This window comes from Hyalangium sp., from assembly GCF_045802625.1.
Taxonomy (GTDB): domain Bacteria; phylum Myxococcota; class Myxococcia; order Myxococcales; family Myxococcaceae; genus Hyalangium.
Genome location: NZ_JBJMQP010000194.1, coordinates 78,947 through 95,861 on the forward strand (window position 1 = coordinate 78,947; position 16,915 = coordinate 95,861).

13 protein-coding genes are annotated in these 16,915 nt (G+C 68.8%); 5 read left to right on the forward strand and 8 right to left on the reverse strand.

The genetic code is table 11. From position 1 onward, the window contains the following. Window positions 1–14: 14 nt before the first annotated feature. Window positions 15–1,250 carry a CapA family protein gene (locus tag ACJ8AT_RS32940; RefSeq protein ID WP_407741915.1) on the reverse strand — a complete coding sequence of 412 codons (1,236 nt, stop codon included), beginning with the start codon at window positions 1,248–1,250 and terminating at the stop codon, window positions 15–17. Between the two features lie 62 nt (window positions 1,251–1,312). On the opposite strand from ACJ8AT_RS32940, the gene ACJ8AT_RS32945 reads away from it, so the two are divergent. From ACJ8AT_RS32945 to ACJ8AT_RS32960, 4 genes are all read left to right on the forward strand, one after another. Beyond that, window positions 1,313–2,128 carry a tetratricopeptide repeat protein gene (locus ACJ8AT_RS32945; protein ID WP_407741916.1) on the forward strand — a complete coding sequence of 272 codons (816 nt, stop codon included), beginning with the start codon at window positions 1,313–1,315 and terminating at the stop codon, window positions 2,126–2,128. Between the two features lie 4 nt (window positions 2,129–2,132). Next, window positions 2,133–3,539, forward strand: coding sequence for a hemolysin family protein (locus ACJ8AT_RS32950; protein ID WP_407741917.1), 1,407 nt, complete (start codon window positions 2,133–2,135; stop codon window positions 3,537–3,539). A 16-nt stretch (window positions 3,540–3,555) separates the two neighbouring features. Continuing rightward, window positions 3,556–4,692, forward strand: coding sequence for an MBL fold metallo-hydrolase (locus tag ACJ8AT_RS32955; protein WP_407741931.1), 1,137 nt, complete (start codon window positions 3,556–3,558; stop codon window positions 4,690–4,692). Between the two features lie 576 nt (window positions 4,693–5,268). Then, window positions 5,269–6,216, forward strand: coding sequence for a hypothetical protein (locus tag ACJ8AT_RS32960; RefSeq protein WP_407741918.1), 948 nt, complete (start codon window positions 5,269–5,271; stop codon window positions 6,214–6,216). Between the two features lie 9 nt (window positions 6,217–6,225). Here the strand turns inward: ACJ8AT_RS32960 and ACJ8AT_RS32965 are convergent, their stop codons facing one another. Then, entirely contained in the window at window positions 6,226–6,813 is a 588-nt protein-coding gene (locus ACJ8AT_RS32965; protein ID WP_407741919.1) for a hypothetical protein, read from the reverse strand. Window positions 6,814–7,207: 394 nt separating this feature from the next. Between ACJ8AT_RS32965 and smc the strand changes: the two genes are divergently transcribed. Then, window positions 7,208–10,807, forward strand: a complete 3,600-nt coding sequence (smc, locus tag ACJ8AT_RS32970; RefSeq protein WP_407741920.1) for a chromosome segregation protein SMC — start codon at window positions 7,208–7,210, stop codon at window positions 10,805–10,807. A gap of 125 nt (window positions 10,808–10,932) precedes the next feature. Here the strand turns inward: smc and ACJ8AT_RS32975 are convergent, their stop codons facing one another. The 6 genes from ACJ8AT_RS32975 to groL form a co-directional block, all read right to left on the reverse strand. Continuing rightward, window positions 10,933–12,126 carry a hypothetical protein gene (locus ACJ8AT_RS32975; RefSeq protein WP_407741921.1) on the reverse strand — a complete coding sequence of 398 codons (1,194 nt, stop codon included), beginning with the start codon at window positions 12,124–12,126 and terminating at the stop codon, window positions 10,933–10,935. A gap of 36 nt (window positions 12,127–12,162) precedes the next feature. Further along, entirely contained in the window at window positions 12,163–13,554 is a 1,392-nt protein-coding gene (locus tag ACJ8AT_RS32980) for a sigma 54-interacting transcriptional regulator (RefSeq protein ID WP_407741922.1), read from the reverse strand. 100 nt (window positions 13,555–13,654) lie between these two features. After that, window positions 13,655–14,680, reverse strand: coding sequence for a hypothetical protein (locus tag ACJ8AT_RS32985; protein ID WP_407741923.1), 1,026 nt, complete (start codon window positions 14,678–14,680; stop codon window positions 13,655–13,657). A gap of 65 nt (window positions 14,681–14,745) precedes the next feature. Then, on the reverse strand, window positions 14,746–15,156 hold the full coding sequence (locus tag ACJ8AT_RS32990) for a hypothetical protein (RefSeq protein WP_407741924.1): 411 nt from the start codon (window positions 15,154–15,156) through the stop codon (window positions 14,746–14,748). A 92-nt stretch (window positions 15,157–15,248) separates the two neighbouring features. Continuing rightward, entirely contained in the window at window positions 15,249–15,506 is a 258-nt protein-coding gene (gene grxC, locus ACJ8AT_RS32995; RefSeq protein WP_407741925.1) for a glutaredoxin 3, read from the reverse strand. A 146-nt stretch (window positions 15,507–15,652) separates the two neighbouring features. Next, the coding region (gene groL / locus ACJ8AT_RS33000) for a chaperonin GroEL (RefSeq protein WP_407741926.1) at window positions 15,653–16,915 on the reverse strand (1,263 nt) is incomplete at its 5' end.

The following is a 16,915-nucleotide window of genomic DNA, read 5'->3' on the forward strand; positions in this document are numbered from 1 at the left end:
CCCTTCCCTGAGGACTAGGGGGGAGGGCCTGCCGGGCGGTAGGGCTCCAGCTCGGGCAGCATTCGAGGAAGCCCCGCCGAGCTGGCCGCCAGCAGCCGCAGCACGTCCTCGGCCTCCGCGCCCGTGGCGACGATGGGCTGCATGGGCAGTTCCGGGTAGCGGTCCGTCTTGAGCGGGATGAGCTCGCTCGACAGGTAGCCCCCCGGAGAGAAGCGGGCCTTGAGCAGCGCGCTGCGCTTGTCCTTGGGGTTCCAGTTGCCGCCGAAGACGAAGTTGCCCATCGAGTAGATGGCCGGAGCGCCCTGGTGCAGCTCCATGGCCTGGAGCACGTGCGGGTGGCTGCCGAGCACTCCCGCCGCGCCCGCCTCGATGGCCGCGTGCGCCAGCCGGATTTGATACGGCAGCGGGGTGTACGTGCTCTCGACGCCCCAGTGGAAGAAGGGGAGCACCACGTCCGCCTGGGCCTTGGCGGCCAGGATGTCCTCGCGCAGCATCTTCTCCATCGCGTCCACGTCCGAGTAGTGGCCGGCCACCCCAGGCGTGGTCTCGGTGGCGTAGACCTGGGGCGGCTCGATGTTGCGGTCTCCGAGGAAGAAGTAGCCCAGGAAGGCGAAGCGGATGCCGCCCACGGTGAGGATGGCGGGGCGGCGGGCCTCGGCCAGGGTGCGGCCCGCGCCGAAGTGGGGGATCTTCGCCTGCTCCAGCGTCATCAGCGTGTCCACCAGCCCCTGTGGCCCGTAGTCCATCATGTGGTTGTTGGCCAGGCTCACCACGTCCACGCCGCCGGCCAGCAGCGTGTTCACCAGCTCCGGCCGCGCGCGGAAGTTGAAGTTCTTGGGCAGCTTGTCGGCGCTGTCGGTGAAGGGGCACTCCAGGTTGACCAGGAACAGGTCTCCCGAGTCCGCCACCGCCTTCACCTCCTTGAAGCCGTAGGCGAACATCTCCTCGCGCGTGCGGCCGATCGACACCTGCTGATCAAAGTACTCCTCATAGTGGTGGCCCACGGTTACATCGCCGCCAATCACCAGGGTGACGGGGCGCACCGGGGCTCCCGGGGCTCCCGGGGCTCCGGGCTCTTTCGCGGTGGGCGCAGGTGTCTTCCCGGTAACAGCCGGCTGGGCCGGAGGTGCCGGGACGCTCGCTCCCTCGGCGGGCGGGGGAGGCGCGGCGCCCGGAGCGGGTTCTGGAGCGGGGATGGGCCTGCGAGCGCAGGCGGCGAGCAGCAGGAGCAGGAGGGCGGCACGGCGCATAAGTGTTGGGAAACTCTACCTTGCGCCCGTCGATTGGCGACGCGTAGATTGCCGCGCGATTCATGGCCCGGGAAAAGGACAACATCGCGCTCTCCGACGAGCACAACTCGCGAGGCATCGAGCTGGCTGACCGCGGGTGGCTGGACGAGGCGATCAAGGAGTTCAAGAAGGCGATCGAGCTCGATCCGGCCTCCGCCCACGCCCACGACAACCTCGCCACCGTGTACGCGGAGCAGAAGCAGTTCCGCGAGGCGCTCGGCGAGTACCTCACGGCGCTGAAGCTGGAGCCCGAGAGTGCCACCGCGCACTACAACCTCGCCTGCTTCCTCTCCACCCACGCGGCCGAGATGGCCATCGAGGAATACAAGGAGGCCATCGAGCTGGACCCCGAGTACCCGGACGCCCACCTGAACCTGGGGCTCACCTACGCGGACCAGGGCCGGCTCGAGGAGGCCATGCGCGAGCTGCAGACCGCCATCGAGCTGGACCCGCAGGACGCCTTCCCCCGCCACGAGCTGGCCGCCCTGCAGATGGACGAGGGGGACTACCGCTCGGCCATCAATCAGCTCAAGGACGTGGTGCGGCTGGAGCCGGACAACTTCGAGGCCCAGCTCGACCTGGGCATCTGCTACGCGCAGAAGGGCTTCTACGCGGAGGCCGAGCGGGCGTACGGCAAGGCGCGCGAGCTCAACGCGGAGGATCTGCTGCTCAACTACAACCTCTCGGCGCTGTACGCGCTCTGGGGGCGCCCCAAGGACGCGGTGGCGTACCTCCAGAAGGCGCTGGCGGCGGACCGGGCCAAGGTGATGGGCTGGCTGTCGACGGATCCCATGTTCGACTCGCTCAAGGGCGATCCCGAGTTCGAAGCGCTGTTCTGACGCGATGGCGAGCGAATGGATCTTCCTGGGGTTGGCGATTCTGTTGGTGCTCGCCAACGGCTTCTTCGTGGCGACGGAGTTCGCCATCGTGAAGATCCGCACCACGCGCCTGCAGGCGCTGGTGGACGAGGGCACGCCGGGCGCGGGCATGGCCCTGAGGATGGTGGAGAAGCTGGACGCGTACCTCTCCGCCACGCAGTTCGGCATTACGCTGGCGTCGCTGGGGTTGGGCTGGCTGGGTGAGCCGGCGTTCGCGCGCCTGCTGGAGCCGGTGATCTCCCGGTTCGTCCCCGAGTCGGCGCGCGAGACGGTGGGCCACAGCGTGGCGGCGGCCATCGGGTTCGCGATCATCACCTTCCTGCACATCATCGTCGGAGAGCTGGCGCCCAAGAGCCTGGCCATCCAGCGCGCCGAGGCGACCACGCTCGCGGTGGCGCTGCCGATGCGCCTCTTCTACTTCCTGTTCTACCCGGCCATCGTGCTGCTCAACGGGATGGCGAGCCGCATCCTGCGCCTCTTCGGGCTGCATGCCGCCAGCGAGACCCAAGAGGCTCACAGCGAGGACGAGCTGCGCGTCATCCTCCACAGCTCGGCGGAGGCGGGCTCCATCACCAGCTCTCGCGCGGAGCTGCTCGAGCGGGCGCTGGAGATGGCGCAGAAGACGGCTCGGCAGGTGATGGTGCCGCGCAACCAGGTGAAGTTCCTGGACGTGGAGGAGCCGCTGGAGAAGTGCATCGCGGACGCGCGCGCGGCCGGGCACACATGGCTGCCCGTGTGCCGCGGGAGCCTGGATCAGGTGGAGGGCGTGGTGAACGCCAAGGACCTGTTCTTCCTGCTGTCGAAGGGGGACCTGAGGGGCCTGGCCCAGGTGCAGCGGCCGGTGCTGTTCGTGCCGGAGAACGTGACGATGGAGCAGCTGCTGTCGGAGTTCCGCCGCCGGCGCCGGCAGATGGCGCTGGTGGTGGACGAGCACGGGGGCACTTCGGGGCTGGTGAGCATCGCGGACGTGGTGGCCGAGGTGGTGGGCGACGTGGCGGAGCTGGGCCGGCGCATGGAGGAGGTGCGCTCGCTGCCGGGCGGCCGGTTCGAGCTGCCGGGCACGACGCAGCTGGACGATTTGGAGGAGCGGCTGGACGTCAACTTCGATCTCTCGGAGGACGAGAAGGGCGAGGTGACGACGATCGCCGGTTACCTGATGACGAAGCTGGGGCGAGTTCCGGAGAAGGGGGACAGCCTCAAGCTGGACATGTGGCGCATCCTCGTGGACGAGGTGGATGGGCCTCGGGTGGTGCGCGTGACGGTGGAGCCCCAGGCCGCGGCCAAGGCCACGGCGGCCCCCGCGGATGGAAACGCGGGCCCGGCGTCCTCGGGTGCGGCTTCGCCGTCACCGTCTGGACGCGGGACGGGGTGAAGTGCGCCGCGGACTGATGCGTGTGGCCCGGTGGATCGGGGCACTGACGGCCATCGTGGTGGTTGGCACTGTCGCGGACGCGTGGACGGCCATGGGGCACCGCGCCGAGGGCTCGCGACTCGCACGGATGGAGCGCTCACCGGAGTGGAAGGACGGCCACTTCGAGAACCCGCAGCCGCTCATCAACGATGCCTGGGGCTCGGTGACGGCCATGTCCCACCCGAGCCCGGACGTGAGCCCCAAGCAGCCCGTGCCCACGGTGACGGGTAACCGCCAGCGGTTCGAGACGCCGCCCGCCTCCGGCTTGCGGGTCACGTGGCTTGGGCACTCGTCGGTGCTGATTGAGATCGATGGACACCGTGTGCTCACGGATCCGGTGTGGAGCGACCGCGCCTCGCCGCTGGGCTGGGCAGGGCCGCGCCGCTGGTATCCCCCTCCGATTCCGCTCGGGGAGCTGCCCGCGATCGATGCTGTCGTCATCTCGCACGACCATTACGATCATCTTGATTACGGGACGCTCTCGGCGATGAAGGACTGGAACACCACCTTCATCGTGCCGCTTGGCGTCGGGGCGCATCTGGCCTCGTGGGGAGTGCCCGAGGCTCACATCGTCGAGCTCGACTGGTGGGAGAGGACTCGGGTGGGCGGGCTCGACGTGGTGTGCACTCCCGCGCGCCATGCCTCGGGACGGACCGGGATCGACAAGGACGCGAAGCTGTGGGCGGGCTACGCGCTCGTGGGGCCGCAGCACCGCGCTTACTACTCGGGTGACACGGGGCTGTTCCCGGCGATGAAGGACATTGGCGCGCGGCTGGGGCCCTTCGATGTGACGATGATCGAGGTGGGGCAGTACCACAAGGCGTGGCCGGACTGGCACATCGGGCCCGAGCAGGCGGTGATGGCGCACCGGATGGTCCGGGGGCGTGTCCTGCTGCCGGTGCACTGGGGGCTGTTCGCTCTTGCCGCGCATGGCTGGACCGAGCCGATCGAGCGGGTGCTCGCGGCCGCCGCACAGACGGGCGAGACGGTCATCGCGCCGAGGCCGGGCCAGAGCGTCGAGCCGAGCGCACCGCCCGTGGTGGAGCGCTGGTGGCCGGAGCTACCTTGGAGGACGGGGGCGCAGGATCCCATCGTCTCCACGCAGATGAACTGACTCGAGCAACTCTGGTGGCTTGAGTCAGCGGTGGAGCTTGACTCCTTGGGTACTCCTCACGGCAGGCTGTTGCCGGGAATCGGAAGGAGCGTGACGTGGGGTTTCGCCGGTACGACGTGCTCATCATCACCGCGCTGATCGATGAGCTCGAGGCCGTGCTCGCCTTCGGTGAGGGGGGCAAGGACGGCTGGACGAAGGACAAGGATGGGGATGGCTTCCCCTTCCACTTCCGCGAGCTTCCCCGGGAGGACGGCGGAGAGCCGCTGCGCATCGCCGCCGCCTCGTTCGACGAGATGGGCGGGGATGGGACCGCGTCCCCCCAGTCCACCACGCGCCAGTGCCCCACCTGCGTGCCTGGAGGCAGGAAGGCCGGGTGCAGGCTGGGAGGGGACGCTCTCTCCATGGTGGGCCTCGTGGAAGGGGAGGGAGCTGCTCCCTCCACCTGTGAGCAGCCTACGCCAAGCCTGGGCGGGCGTGAGCGCATCCCGAGATCGGCTGGCGGCCGCGCTGCCCCGTGGCGTAGGGACGAGCGCTGGAGACGTGTCAGGTCAGACCCCTCGCGTAGGGTGCCATGCCATGGCCTCCATGCAGCACGAGGGACTCCTGCTCTTGTTTCGCAACCGCCCCACACTGGCGCCCGAGCTGCTGCGCGATGCGCTCGGCCTGGAGCTGCCGTCCTGGTCCGAGGCGCGCGTGGAGTCCGCCGAGCTCACCGAGGTGGTGCCTACCGAGTACCGCGCCGACCTCGTCGTGCTGCTGTTGGAGGGCCAGCCTGTCTTCGCCATCGTCGTCGAGGTGCAGTTGTCGCGGGATGAGGACAAGCGCAAGACGTGGCCGCTGTACTTGACCAGCCTGCGGTCTCGGGTGAACTGTCCGACGGCGCTCCTGGTGGTGGCTCCCGACGAGGCGGTGGCTCGCTGGTGCGCGCAGCCCATCGAGCTGGGCCACCCCGGCTTCGTGCTCCAACCGCTGGTGGCCGGTCCGGCCGCCATCCCCGTGCTCACCGACGAGCAGGCGGCTCGCAGGGATCCGGAGTTAGCGGTGTTGTCCGTCATGGCGCATGGGCAGGCCGAGGTGGGACAGGCCATCGCCCAGACAGTCCTGGCCGCGGTACAGGGCCTTGAAGCCGAGCGCGTCCGCCTTTACGTTGACCTGGCCCTCTCCTCACTGAGGGAAGCAGCCCGCAGAGCCTTGGAGGCACTGATGAAGACGAACTACGAGCCCCAGTTCCCCTTGTTCCGTGAGTGGCTCGCCCAAGGCCGCGCGGAGGGGCTCCAGGAAGGCCGTCACGAGGGCGAGCGGGTAGCCTTACTCGAGGTGCTCGACGCCCGGGGGCTCGAGGTGGATGACGCCAGCCGTCAGCGAATCCTGGCCTGCGGCGAGCAGGAGCAACTCAAGCTCTGGCTGCGCAGGGCGGCGACGGCCAGGTCTGTGCGGGAACTCTTCGAGGAGGGGACCGCAGCCCGCCCAGCCGGAAAGCCCCCCCGAGGCACGAAGGCTCCCAAGTCCCGCTCCAAGCGGTAGCCCTCCTGCTCAGAGCTTCGAGCTCTTCTTGCCGCGAGCCGGCGCTTTCTGCACCGCCGCGGGCCGCTCCACCTTGAGCAGCTCCAGGTCCGTGTTGCCCCCGGTGGCAATCTTCACGATGCCCACCCCGGGAGCGAACCAGATGAAGCTCTCCACCGAGCGCCCCTGAGCGCCCGCGCGGCTGGCCCGCGCCGTGGTGGTGTTCTTCACCTTCAGCGCCTTGAAGGTGCCCCCGCCGACCGTCACCTCCTCCTCTCCGAGGACGGTCGCCTCCTTGTCGAACGTGCTGGCGAACACCATGCCGCCCGGCATCTTCGAACCCGCGGGCGGCTGCATCTTCACCGAGAGCGAGTTCTTCCACGACGCCCCGGGAACCATGCGCGCCGCGGGCGGCACCGCCACGCCCTCGGCGGAGACCACCTCCACCTGCATCCCCGAGGCCGACAGCAGCGTCCCCTCCAGGCCGCCAAGCTCGGTGCGCACTCCCTCCGAGGTACAGAAGGCCTCCGTCTGGCCGTTCTTCCCCTTCAGATCCACCGCCAGGAGTCCCTTGAGCCCCTCGGGGGTGGCCGTCACCTCCCGGGTCGAGATCGTCAACTCGGAGGATCCGGCCCGGTAGGTCAATTTCAGCCCCTCCTCCAGAGGGAAGTAGGGGTTGGGACAGGCCGCCTCGGCGGGGGGCGTGTCAGACCGCTGGGGTAGACCCGCGGGCGCTGCTCCTACGAGGACCGAGAGGACGAGTAAGGGCGCGTACGTAGGCTGCCTCCAGAAGGATCACCGGGAAGGTAGGGTGCATCTCTTACTTTTCAACCCCTTGCCGTCCACCCCTGGCGGTACAGGGCTACATTCAAGATGTATGGTCACACGCTGCATGGTCACGCTTGATCGTGTCACGCGTGACTGATACTCCTGACCACATTCCGGGGCCGATTTTTCGGCCTTGGAGCGAATTCACACCTCTCGCGCACCAAGCCCCACAGGAGCCCGCTGGATGCGAATCAAGCGCCTGGACATCACCGGCTTCAAGTCCTTCATGGAGCGCAGCGTCTTCAGCTTCGACGACGGCGTGACAGGCATCGTCGGCCCCAACGGCTGCGGCAAGTCCAACGTCGTGGACGCCATCCGCTGGGCCATGGGCGAGCAGAGCGCCAAGAACCTCCGGGGCCGCGGCATGGAGGACGTCATCTTCAACGGCTCGGAGAACAAGCCGCCGCTGTCCATGGCCGAGGTGTCCATCACCTTCACCCTCGAGGAGACGGATCAGCTCGCGCCCCAGTACCAGGGCTTCCCGGAGATTACCGTCACCCGGCGCCTGTTCCGCAGCGGCGAGTCCGAGTACCTCATCAACAAGGCCACCTGCCGCCTGCTCGACATCACGGAGCTGCTGCTGGGCACCGGCGTGGGCACCAAGGCCTACTCCATCATCGAGCAGGGCCGCGTGGGCCTGATCGTCTCGAGCAAGCCGGAGGATCGGCGCTCCATCATCGAGGAGGCCGCCGGCGTCACCAAGTACAAGACCCGGCGCAAGGCCGCCGAGCGGAAGATGGAGGCCACCGAGGCCAACCTCCTGCGCGTCACGGACATCACCAACGAGCTGGAGAAGCGGCTCGATACGCTGGCCCGGCAGGCGAAGAAGGCCGAGAAGTACAAGAAGCTCAAGGCGCGCATGCGGGACATTGATCTGCACGCCGCCGCGCACCGCTTCCTGGAGCTGCACGCGGAGAAGAAGGTGCTCCAGGCCCGGCTGGAGAGCCTGGGCTCCGAGGAGCGCGAGAACCTGGACCGGGTGCGCGAGCTGGAGGAGGGCATCACCCGGCGCCGCGCCGAGCTGGAGGAGGAGTCCGCCGCCCTGCAGAAGCTCTCCGGCGAGGTGCACGCGCTGGCGAGCGCCGTGCAGCGTGATGATCAGGACCTGGCCTACTGGCGCAAGGATCTCGAGGAGACCAGCGCCCGCGTGGCCCAGTCCGAGAGCGAGCTGAGCGCGCTGCTGGCCCGCCAGTCCGAGGTGGCCGACACCATGGCCGCTCGGGAGGCGGAGCTGTCGGGCATCGCCGGGGCGTGGAAGGAGGACGAGGTCGCGATGCAGGTGGCGCAGGAGGAGCAGCGCCGCGCCACGCACCTGCAAACGGAAGTGGCATTGAGGCTGGAGCAGGAGCGCGCGGGGCTGGTGGCCGTAGCGGCGCGCCTGGCCAACCATGAGTCCAACCTCGTCAACCTCGCGCGCCAGCGCACGGACCTGGAGGCCCGCCGCGAGAAGAACCGCGTGGAGACCGAGGCCCTGCGCGCCCAGGAGCAGGAGCTGGATCGCGCTCGTGGGCAGGTGCTCCAGATGGTGGAGGAGAGCCGCCACAACGCGATGGAGCTGGCCGAGCGGAAGACTCATGAGGAAGAGGCCCTGGAGCGCACCCGCGCCGAGTTCGCCGAGAGCGAGATCCAGGTCATCAGCCTCCGCGAGGAGCTGTCCGACAAGCGCAGCCGGCTGGCTTCGCTGGAGGAGCTCCAGAAGAACTACGAGGGCTTCGATCGCGGCGTGCGCGCGGTGATGGTGCGCGCTGGCCAGCAGTTCCGCGAGCAGGGCATCTTCGGCCTGGTGGCGGATGTGCTCACTGCGCCGCCGCGCTTCGAGCGCGCGGTGGAGGCGGCGCTGGGCGAGCGGCTCCAGCACGTCATCGTCGAGAGCCCGGAGAAGGGCTTCGAGCTGGTGGAGTACCTGCGCACGGCCTCCGAGGGCCGCGGCAGCTTCCTCCCGGTGCCCGCGTTGGAGCGGCTGGCGCCCGTGGTGGAGCCGGAGCTGAGCCGGCCGGGGGTGCTCGGCAGCGCCTTCGCGGAGGTGAAGTGCGAGGAGTCCCTGCAGCCGGTGGTGCGGCTGCTGCTCGGGGATGTGATCATCGTCCAGGACATGGCGGCGGCGCGGGCCTACGCGGCCGCGGGCGGACCTCCGTGCACCCTCGTCACCCTGGAGGGCGAGGTGGTGCGCTCGGATGGCACCCTCACCGGCGGCGAGCGCGAGGGCGCGGCCGTGGGCGCCCTGCAGAAGAAGCGCGAGATCGCCGAGCTGGCCGGCGAGGTGGCCCGGGTCGAGGAGCGCTACAACGAGATCCTCACCCGGCACTACACGCTCCAGAAGCAGATGGGGCAGGCGGAGAGCGTCCTCAAGGGGCTGGCGAAGAACCAGCACGCCGAGGAGCTGAACCTCGCCAGCCAGGAGAAGGATCTCCACAAGGCCAGCGAGGATCTGGCCCGGGTGCGCGAGCGGCTGGCCTCGGTGGAGGCCGAGGAGGCGCAGTTCGCCCACGCGCACGGCGCGCTGGTGCACGAGGAGGAGAACAGCCGCGGCGAGGTGGCTCACGGGCAGGCGGACCGCGAGGGGCGCGAGGAGCGCGTGCGGCAGCTCTCCAGCGAGCTGGAGTCGCTGAAGCAGCGCGCGGACAAGGCGTCCGCGGACCTGATGGGGCTGCGCATCAAGGTGGCCGCCGGCAGCGAGCGCGGGGAGTCGGCGCGCAAGGAGCTGGAGAGCCTCATCACCCAGCGCCGGGAGATGGAGGAGCGCGTCCACCGCCTCCGGGTGACGGTGGGCGAGGGCACCACGCGCCTGGAAGAGCTGCGGCGAAAGACGGAGGAGACGGAGGGGGCCCGGGCCAAGCGGGCCGAGGAGCACCGCGTGGCGGCCGAGACGTTCGAGAGCCGCCGCACCGCCCATGCCGCCGCCTCCGCCGAGGTGCGCGAGCAGGACACCAGCTTCCGCGAGCTGCGCGGCCGCCTGGACGAGCTGATGCAGGGCCTGTCGCAGATCTCCCTCAAGGAGCGGGAGATCGCCCTGGAGCTGGAGCACCTGTCAGCGGGCATCCGCGAGCGGCACCAGGTGGAGCTGGCGCACGAGCTGCACAACTACCACCTGCTGGCGCCGCTGGCGCCCGAGACGCAGGAGGAGCTCAAGGATCTGCGCGCCCAGGTGGAGAAGATGGGGGAGATCAACCTCACCGCCATCGACGAGCACGCGGAGCTGAGCAAGCGCTTCGACTTCCTGGCGGCGCAGAAGAAGGATCTGACGGCCACGCTGGAGCAGCTCCGGGAGGCCATCAGCCGCATCGACGCCACGAGCCGCGAGCGCTTCAAGCAGACGTTCGACGTGGTGAACGAGAAGTTCCAGGCGGTGTTCCCGCGGCTGTTCGGCGGCGGGCGGGCCAGCCTGGTGCTCACCAACGAGGGCCCCGGCGCCGAGCAGGGCGTGGAGATCGTCGCCCAGCCGCCGGGCAAGAAGCTGCAGAGCGTGAACCTGCTGTCCGGCGGCGAGAAGGCGCTCACCGCGGTGGCGCTCATCTTCGGCATCTTCCTCATCAAGCCGACGCCCTTCTGCCTCCTGGACGAGGTGGACGCGCCGCTGGATGAGGGCAACGTGGGCCGCTACAACGAGATGGTGAAGGAGATGAGCAACCAGTCTCAGTTCATCCTCATCACCCACAACAAGCGGACCATGGAGGTGGCCGACACGCTGTACGGTGTCACCATGGAGGAGCCCGGCATCTCCAAGCTGGTGAGCGTGAAGATCCGCGAGGCCACCGCCGCCAACGACAACGTCACCGCGGCCTGAGCGCTCCCTCGTCCGTCATCCCGCGGGAGACGAAAAAGGCGCGGGCCCTTGAGCGGGTCCCGCGCCTTCGTTTCACCGAGGCCCCCGCCAGTGCCTGGCGGGAGCGTCGTCTCCGCTCGAGGTGACTACTTCTTGGCGGGCTTCTCCTTGGGGCAGGCGGCCTCGTCTTGCTGGCGGCGCTGCTTGGCGGTGTCGAGATCCTTCTGGGTGTTGGCCAGCGCCGTCTGGCTCGCCGTCTCCACGGCGGCCCAGCCCTCGTCCTTGGCCTTGAGCTCTCCAACGAGCGTCACGGTCTGCTGCTCGGCGGCCTGCTGGGTCTCGATGGCCTTGATCCAGTTGTCCGCGGACTGCACCAGCGCGGCGCACTTCTCCTTCAGATCGTTGACGAGGTGCCAGTCCTTGGTCTTCTGGTACTTGGCCACCAGGGCGTCATACGTCTCGGCCGCGCTGGCGCGCTGGCCGAAGGCGACGGCGGTGTCCGCGGTGCGCTGGCTGCGGATTCCCTCGAGCTGGTAGAAGCGCAGCTCCGGCGGCAGGCTGGCCAGGGCCTCGTTGGCCCCGGAGTGGAAGTGGATGAAGCGGTGGGGGAAGTTCAGCTCGTCCACGCTGACCTTGGCCGGCAGGGCGGTGATCTTCGACTTGAGGCAGGCCGCGAGCTGATCCCCCTCGGTGCTGCCGCTGGGCTCGAAGGTCACATCGGCCGGCGTCGCCGCCCCCTTCTTCAGCTTGATCTTCGCGGTGAGGACCGGCGGGGCCTGGGTGGTGAAGGGAGCGTAGCACTCACACCACTGCTCCTGGGCGAGCCGGATGGTGCCGGAGAAGTCCGAGCCCTCGTTGACGCCGAAGGTGACCGAGGGGCTGTTGTTCAGCTCGTGGATGATCTCCGCCTGGGCCTCGACGGGCTTGGCGCCCTTCTCCAGCGGCTGGAGCTGGATGGCCTTGTCCACCAGGGTCTGGATGCACTTCTGGCCCTCGGGCGTGAGGTTCTCGCCCGTAATGGTGTTGGTGGCGGCCTGGTCCGTGACGCTGGTCTTCAGCATGACCTTGGTGGTCTGCGCGGGCCCGCGGTTCTTGGGATCCACCAGACACTCCATCACCTGGGGCCGGGTGGAGAGCAGCGCGCCCACCAGGAGGCCATTGTTGGGCGGTGGAGGCAGGGTGAGCTGGCGTGGCTGGCAGGAGGCCAGATCAAACGGCGGCTGGTTGGTGATGCGCATCTTCTCCTGCACCGTGGTGGGGGCGGCGGGGCCCGCGGGCTTCTGCGGGCCCGCACAGGCGGCGGTGAAGATGACGGATGCGATGGCAAGGCGACGCAACATGTGTGGTTTCCCCTCCGTGGGATGGAATGCGGGCGCTTACTTATCAAGGCCCTCGGCGTTCTTGAGATCCTTGAGGCGCAGCCCGTTCTTCTTCAACAGGCGATAGAGGCTCTGCATGGACAGGCCGGTGCGCTGCTCGGCGGCCTTCATGTCGAAGCCCACTTCCTTCATCACCTCGGCGAAGTAGAAGCGTTCGAAGTCCGCGAGCACGCGATCCTTGGCCTCGTGGTAGTTCATGACCACCACCAGGGCGCCCACGCTCGTGGTGGGAGCGGCGGGCGCGCCCTCGGTCTTGCGCTGGGGCTGGGCCATGAAGTCCAGCCAGCTGGTGTTGCCCGTCTCCTGCATGAGGGCGCCGCGCTCCAGCACGTTGCGCAGCTCGCGCACGTTGCCCGGCCACTCGTAGCCCTCGAAGAGGGCCAGCGTCTGCGGGGTGAGCTCGAAGTTGGCCTTGAGCGCCGCCAGCAGCGAGTGGGCCAGCACGGGGATGTCCTCGCGCCGGGTGCGCAGGGGCGGCAGGCGCACGCGGGCCACCGCCAGCCGGAAGTACAGGTCCGCGCGGAAGCGGCCCTGGCGCACGTCCTCCTCCAGGTTGCGGTGCGTGGAGGCGATCACCCGCACGTTCACCGGCACCGCGCCGCCATTGAGCGTGGGCACCTCGCGAGACTCCAGCACGCGCAAGAGCTTGGGCTGCAGGGCCAGGGGCAGCTCGCCCACCTCGTCCAGGAAGAGCGTGCCGCCCTGGGCCGCCTCGAAGACGCCGCGCACGCCCTTCTCCTCGTCATCCGCCGCGCGCATGGAGCCGAACAGCTCCCGCTCCGCCTTCTCCTCGGTGATGAGGTTGCAGTCCACGACTTTGAAGGGCCCGTGCCGCCGCGCCGAGTGCTGGTGCACCGCGCGCGCCGCCAGCTCCTTGCCGGTGCCCGTCTCGCCCTCGATCAGCAGGTTCATGTCCTCGCGGGCGATGCGGCGCAGATCCGCGAAGACCAGGCGCATGCGCTCCGAGGCGCCCACCAGCGTGCCGAACGAGTCCGCCCCCGAGGGCACCTCCACCTCGGTGGTGCGCGTGTCGGGCTTGATGTTGAGCTTCGTCTTGCCCAGCTGCACCTTGTCGCCGGACTGCAGCACCACCTGGAGCACCTGCCTCCCATCCAGGTAGGTGCCGTTACGGCTGCCGAGATCCCTCAGCAGCAGCCCTCGCGCGGTGCGCTCGATCTCCAGGTGCCGGCGGCTGACGGTGGGATCCGTGAGGACGAGATCACTCGCGGGATCCGAGCCCACCCGTACCAGCGAGTCCTGGGTGGTGAGCTTCTTGCCCTTGTCCGGCCCGGAGGCGACCTCCACGGTCCACTCACGCACCTGGATGCGAACAGGGCGGCCTTCGGCTTCCGTCAGGACGGACTGGGTGACTTCGGGTCTGTCGGTCATGGGCACTCGCCTTCAAGCCCGGGCCCCCAACCGCAGCCCGGATCGCTCTGGGTGGGTCCTGTTTAGGGGCGTTTGGACGTGAGGGGCAAGTCAAACAAACTCAAGGCAGGAGAATCTGAGAAGTCGTCCCCCCACGGGCGGGCTGCACCTGGGCTGGGAGCGGGGTGGGAGCCAGCCGGGCCCGCGCCAGCACCTGGGGCAGTGCGGGGTGGCCCTCGAACTGGAGGATGACGTCTCCCGGAGCCAGCTTGCCACCCTCGGGTGCGGACAGGACGTACAACCCGGCGGGGAGGCGAAGCAGGCGATCCAGCGCGGCTGTCTCCAGTCCAGGATTGGCGAAACGCAGGCGCTGCTGGCGGAGCACCTCGGCATCCAGCGGGTCCATCGAGGCGAGCGCCCCCAGGTGGGCGGGGCGGCCTTCCTCGGCGTACTCGAAGGCCTGCCAGGGGATGAAGGCCACCCGGGCCGGGGCAGGGGAGGGCTCGCGTGGGGCCTGGAGGTGCTCCTCCAGGGCTCGGAGCGCCTCGCGGGTGAGCTTCTCCATGAGGCCGGTGAGCTCCGGAGTAGGGTCCGCGCCCTCGTCGGTGCGCTCGGCGAAGGGATCCGTCTTCACCTCACCGGAGATCTCCAGCACGCGCTGGCGGGTGGAGGGGTGGAGCACCTCCACATGGCCCAGGTAGGTGGTCTCCTCCAGCGTGCTCTGGCCGATGGCGCGGCCCTTGGCGTCGACCAGCTCGCCCTGCGCGGACTGGATGCGGCGCTCGGCCCAGGCTCGCAGCACCAGCCCCTGCTCCGGGCGCAGGTGGTAGGGCGCCAGCAGCGTGACGGCGTTGCTGGCCGCCCACGCGTTGTCATCCTCCGGACGGTAGACCTTGAACTCGGAGGGGCCAAAGAAGAGAGCCCGCTCGCCGGCCTCGCTCAGGGCCACGTCCAGCATCCGCTGCGAGAGCTCGAAGGAGCGGAAGGCCGGCTCGGGCCACCGGAAGAGGAACGGGTAGACCATCACCGCGGAGGCGGACAGCTCCGCGGGCACATCGCGCTGGACCTGGTAGGCCGATCGGCAGGCGGAGCCCGCGAGGGCCAGCAACAGGACGGCGCCAAGGAAGGACAGACCGGCACGGTTCACGGCCGGTGAGTCAAGACCATTGGCCTCGCGGAATCCAGCCGGACGCCACGGGGCCACGCCCGGGGCTAGTACTTGGCGGGCGAGTCGCTGGCGGGGAAGGACTCCTTGGACTGCTCGTCCACGATGTCATCCTTCGCGTTGCCGCCGGACTTCACGTTGGCGTTGGTGACGTCCTTCATCTCGCGCTTGTTGGCCACGCCGGCCAGGATGCCCTTCTTCCTGGCACCGCCCGCGGCGCCGATGCCGGCTCCGGCGTGGACCATCCGGCCGCTGAGGAGGTTCTTGGCCCGCTCGGAGAAGTTGCGCTGCTCCTCCTGCCAGTCCTGGAAGAACTGGACCAGCTCCTGATCTCCCGCCTGCTGGGCATCGCGGATGTACTGATCCACCGTCGCGGCGCCCTCGAGCAGGTGGTACAGCACGCTGATCAGGTTGTAGTGCTCGTCCCGCGTCCCCGTCTGTTGCTCTTCACCGGCCATCGGATTGCCTCCCTCTCCGCATGAAAGTCCCTGAGTTCTCAGGAAGGTAGTCACGCCAGGGAAGCTCCCTCTACGCTCGCCCGCCCGTCTGCCTAGCCCTGGAGCATGGGGTCCAACCGGCCGTCGCGATCCAACTGGGACAGGTCCGAGTAGCCGCCCACGTGCGTTTCACCGATGAAGATCTGCGGCACGGTGCGCTGGCCGCCGCTCATCTCCACCAGCCGGGCTCGCATGTCATCGTCCCCGGTGACATCCACCTCTTCGTAGTCCACGCCCTTGCGCTTGAGCAGATCCTTCGCCCGGACACAGTAGCCGCAGTAGTTCGTGGTGTAGATCTTCACGGGTTTCACGCAATCCCTCCGGATCGTCTTTCCCTAAAGCTAAGAGGCGGGGCGTCCGCGCGCCACCTTCCTCGGAAAAACAGACGGCCCCCAGTTCCACGAGGGAACTGGAGGCCGTGCTCACCCTGGCGCTCAGAGCGCCGAGGGAGGGGGCATTACATGCCCATGCCGCCCATGCCGCCCATGCCGCCCATACCGCCGCCGGCCGGGGCCTTGTCATCGTCCGCCTTCGGACGCTCGGCCACCATCGCCTCGGTGGTCAGCATGAGCGAGGACACGGAGGCCGCGTTCTGCAGCGCCGTGCGGCTCACCTTGGCCGGATCGATCACGCCCGCGGCCAGCAGGTCCTCGTAGACGCCGGTGGCGGCGTTGAAGCCGTACGAGCCGGTGCCCTCCTTGACCTTGTTCACCACCACGCTGCCCTCCAGGCCGCCGTTGCCGACGATCTGGCGCAGGGGCTCCTCCACCGAGCGGCGGATGATGTCCACGCCGAACTTCTCACCGGCGTCCGTCTTGATGGACTCCAGCGCCTTGACGCAGCGCAGGTAGGCCACGCCGCCGCCGGGCACCACGCCCTCCTCGACGGCCGCGCGGGTGGCGTTGAGCGCGTCCTCCACGCGAGCCTTCTTCTCCTTCATCTCGGTCTCGGTGGCCGCGCCCACGTTGATGACGGCCACGCCGCCCACGAGCTTGGCCAGGCGCTCCTGGAGCTTCTCGCGGTCGTAGTCGCTGGTGGTCTCCGAGATCTGCGCGCGGATCTGCTTCACGCGAGCCTCGATGTCCTTCTGCCCACCGGCGCCGTCCACGATCGTGGTGTTGTCCTTGTCGATGGTGATCCGCTTGGCGCGGCCCAGGTCGGCCAGCGTCAGCGTCTCCAGCTTGATGCCCAGGTCCTCGGCGATCATCCGGCCGCCCGTCAGGGTGGCGATGTCCTCCAGCATGGCCTTGCGGCGGTCACCGAAGCCCGGCGCCTTCACCGCCGCCACGCTCAGCACGCCGCGGATCTTGTTCACCACCAGGGTGGCCAGGGCCTCGCCCTCCACTTCCTCGGCGATGATCAGCAGCGGCTTGCCGCCACGAGCCACCTGCTCGAGGATCGGCAGCAGGTCCTTCATGGACGAGATCTTCTTCTCGTGGATGAGGATGTACGGATCGTTCAGGACGACCTCCATCCGGTCCGGATCCGTCACGAAGTACGGGGAGAGGTAGCCGCGGTCGAACTGCATGCCTTCCACGACGTCCAGCGTGGTCTCGAGGCCCTTCGCCTCTTCAACCGTGATGACGCCTTCGTTGCCGACCTTTTCCATCGCCCTGGCGATCATGTCGCCGATTTCCTTGTCGCCGTTGGCGGAGATGGAGCCGACTTGGGCGATCTCGGCGTTGGCGGTGACCTTCTTGGAGGTCGACTTGATCTCCTC

Bases quoted from the DNA above. Each gene is read 5' to 3' on its own strand.
- ACJ8AT_RS32960 (WP_407741918.1), top strand. From the start codon at position 5,269: ATGGCCTCCATGCAGCACGAGGGACTCCTGCTCTTGTTTCGCAACCGC.
- ACJ8AT_RS32955 (WP_407741931.1), top strand. From the start codon at position 3,556: ATGCGTGTGGCCCGGTGGATCGGGGCACTGACGGCCATCGTGGTGGTT.
- smc (WP_407741920.1), top strand. From the start codon at position 7,208: ATGCGAATCAAGCGCCTGGACATCACCGGCTTCAAGTCCTTCATGGAG.
- ACJ8AT_RS32950 (WP_407741917.1), top strand. From the start codon at position 2,133: ATGGCGAGCGAATGGATCTTCCTGGGGTTGGCGATTCTGTTGGTGCTC.
- ACJ8AT_RS32940 (WP_407741915.1), bottom strand. From the start codon at position 1,250: ATGCGCCGTGCCGCCCTCCTGCTCCTGCTGCTCGCCGCCTGCGCTCGC.
- ACJ8AT_RS32945 (WP_407741916.1), top strand. From the start codon at position 1,313: ATGGCCCGGGAAAAGGACAACATCGCGCTCTCCGACGAGCACAACTCG.
- ACJ8AT_RS32975 (WP_407741921.1), bottom strand. From the start codon at position 12,126: ATGTTGCGTCGCCTTGCCATCGCATCCGTCATCTTCACCGCCGCCTGT.
- ACJ8AT_RS32980 (WP_407741922.1), bottom strand. From the start codon at position 13,554: ATGACCGACAGACCCGAAGTCACCCAGTCCGTCCTGACGGAAGCCGAA.
- ACJ8AT_RS32990 (WP_407741924.1), bottom strand. From the start codon at position 15,156: ATGGCCGGTGAAGAGCAACAGACGGGGACGCGGGACGAGCACTACAAC.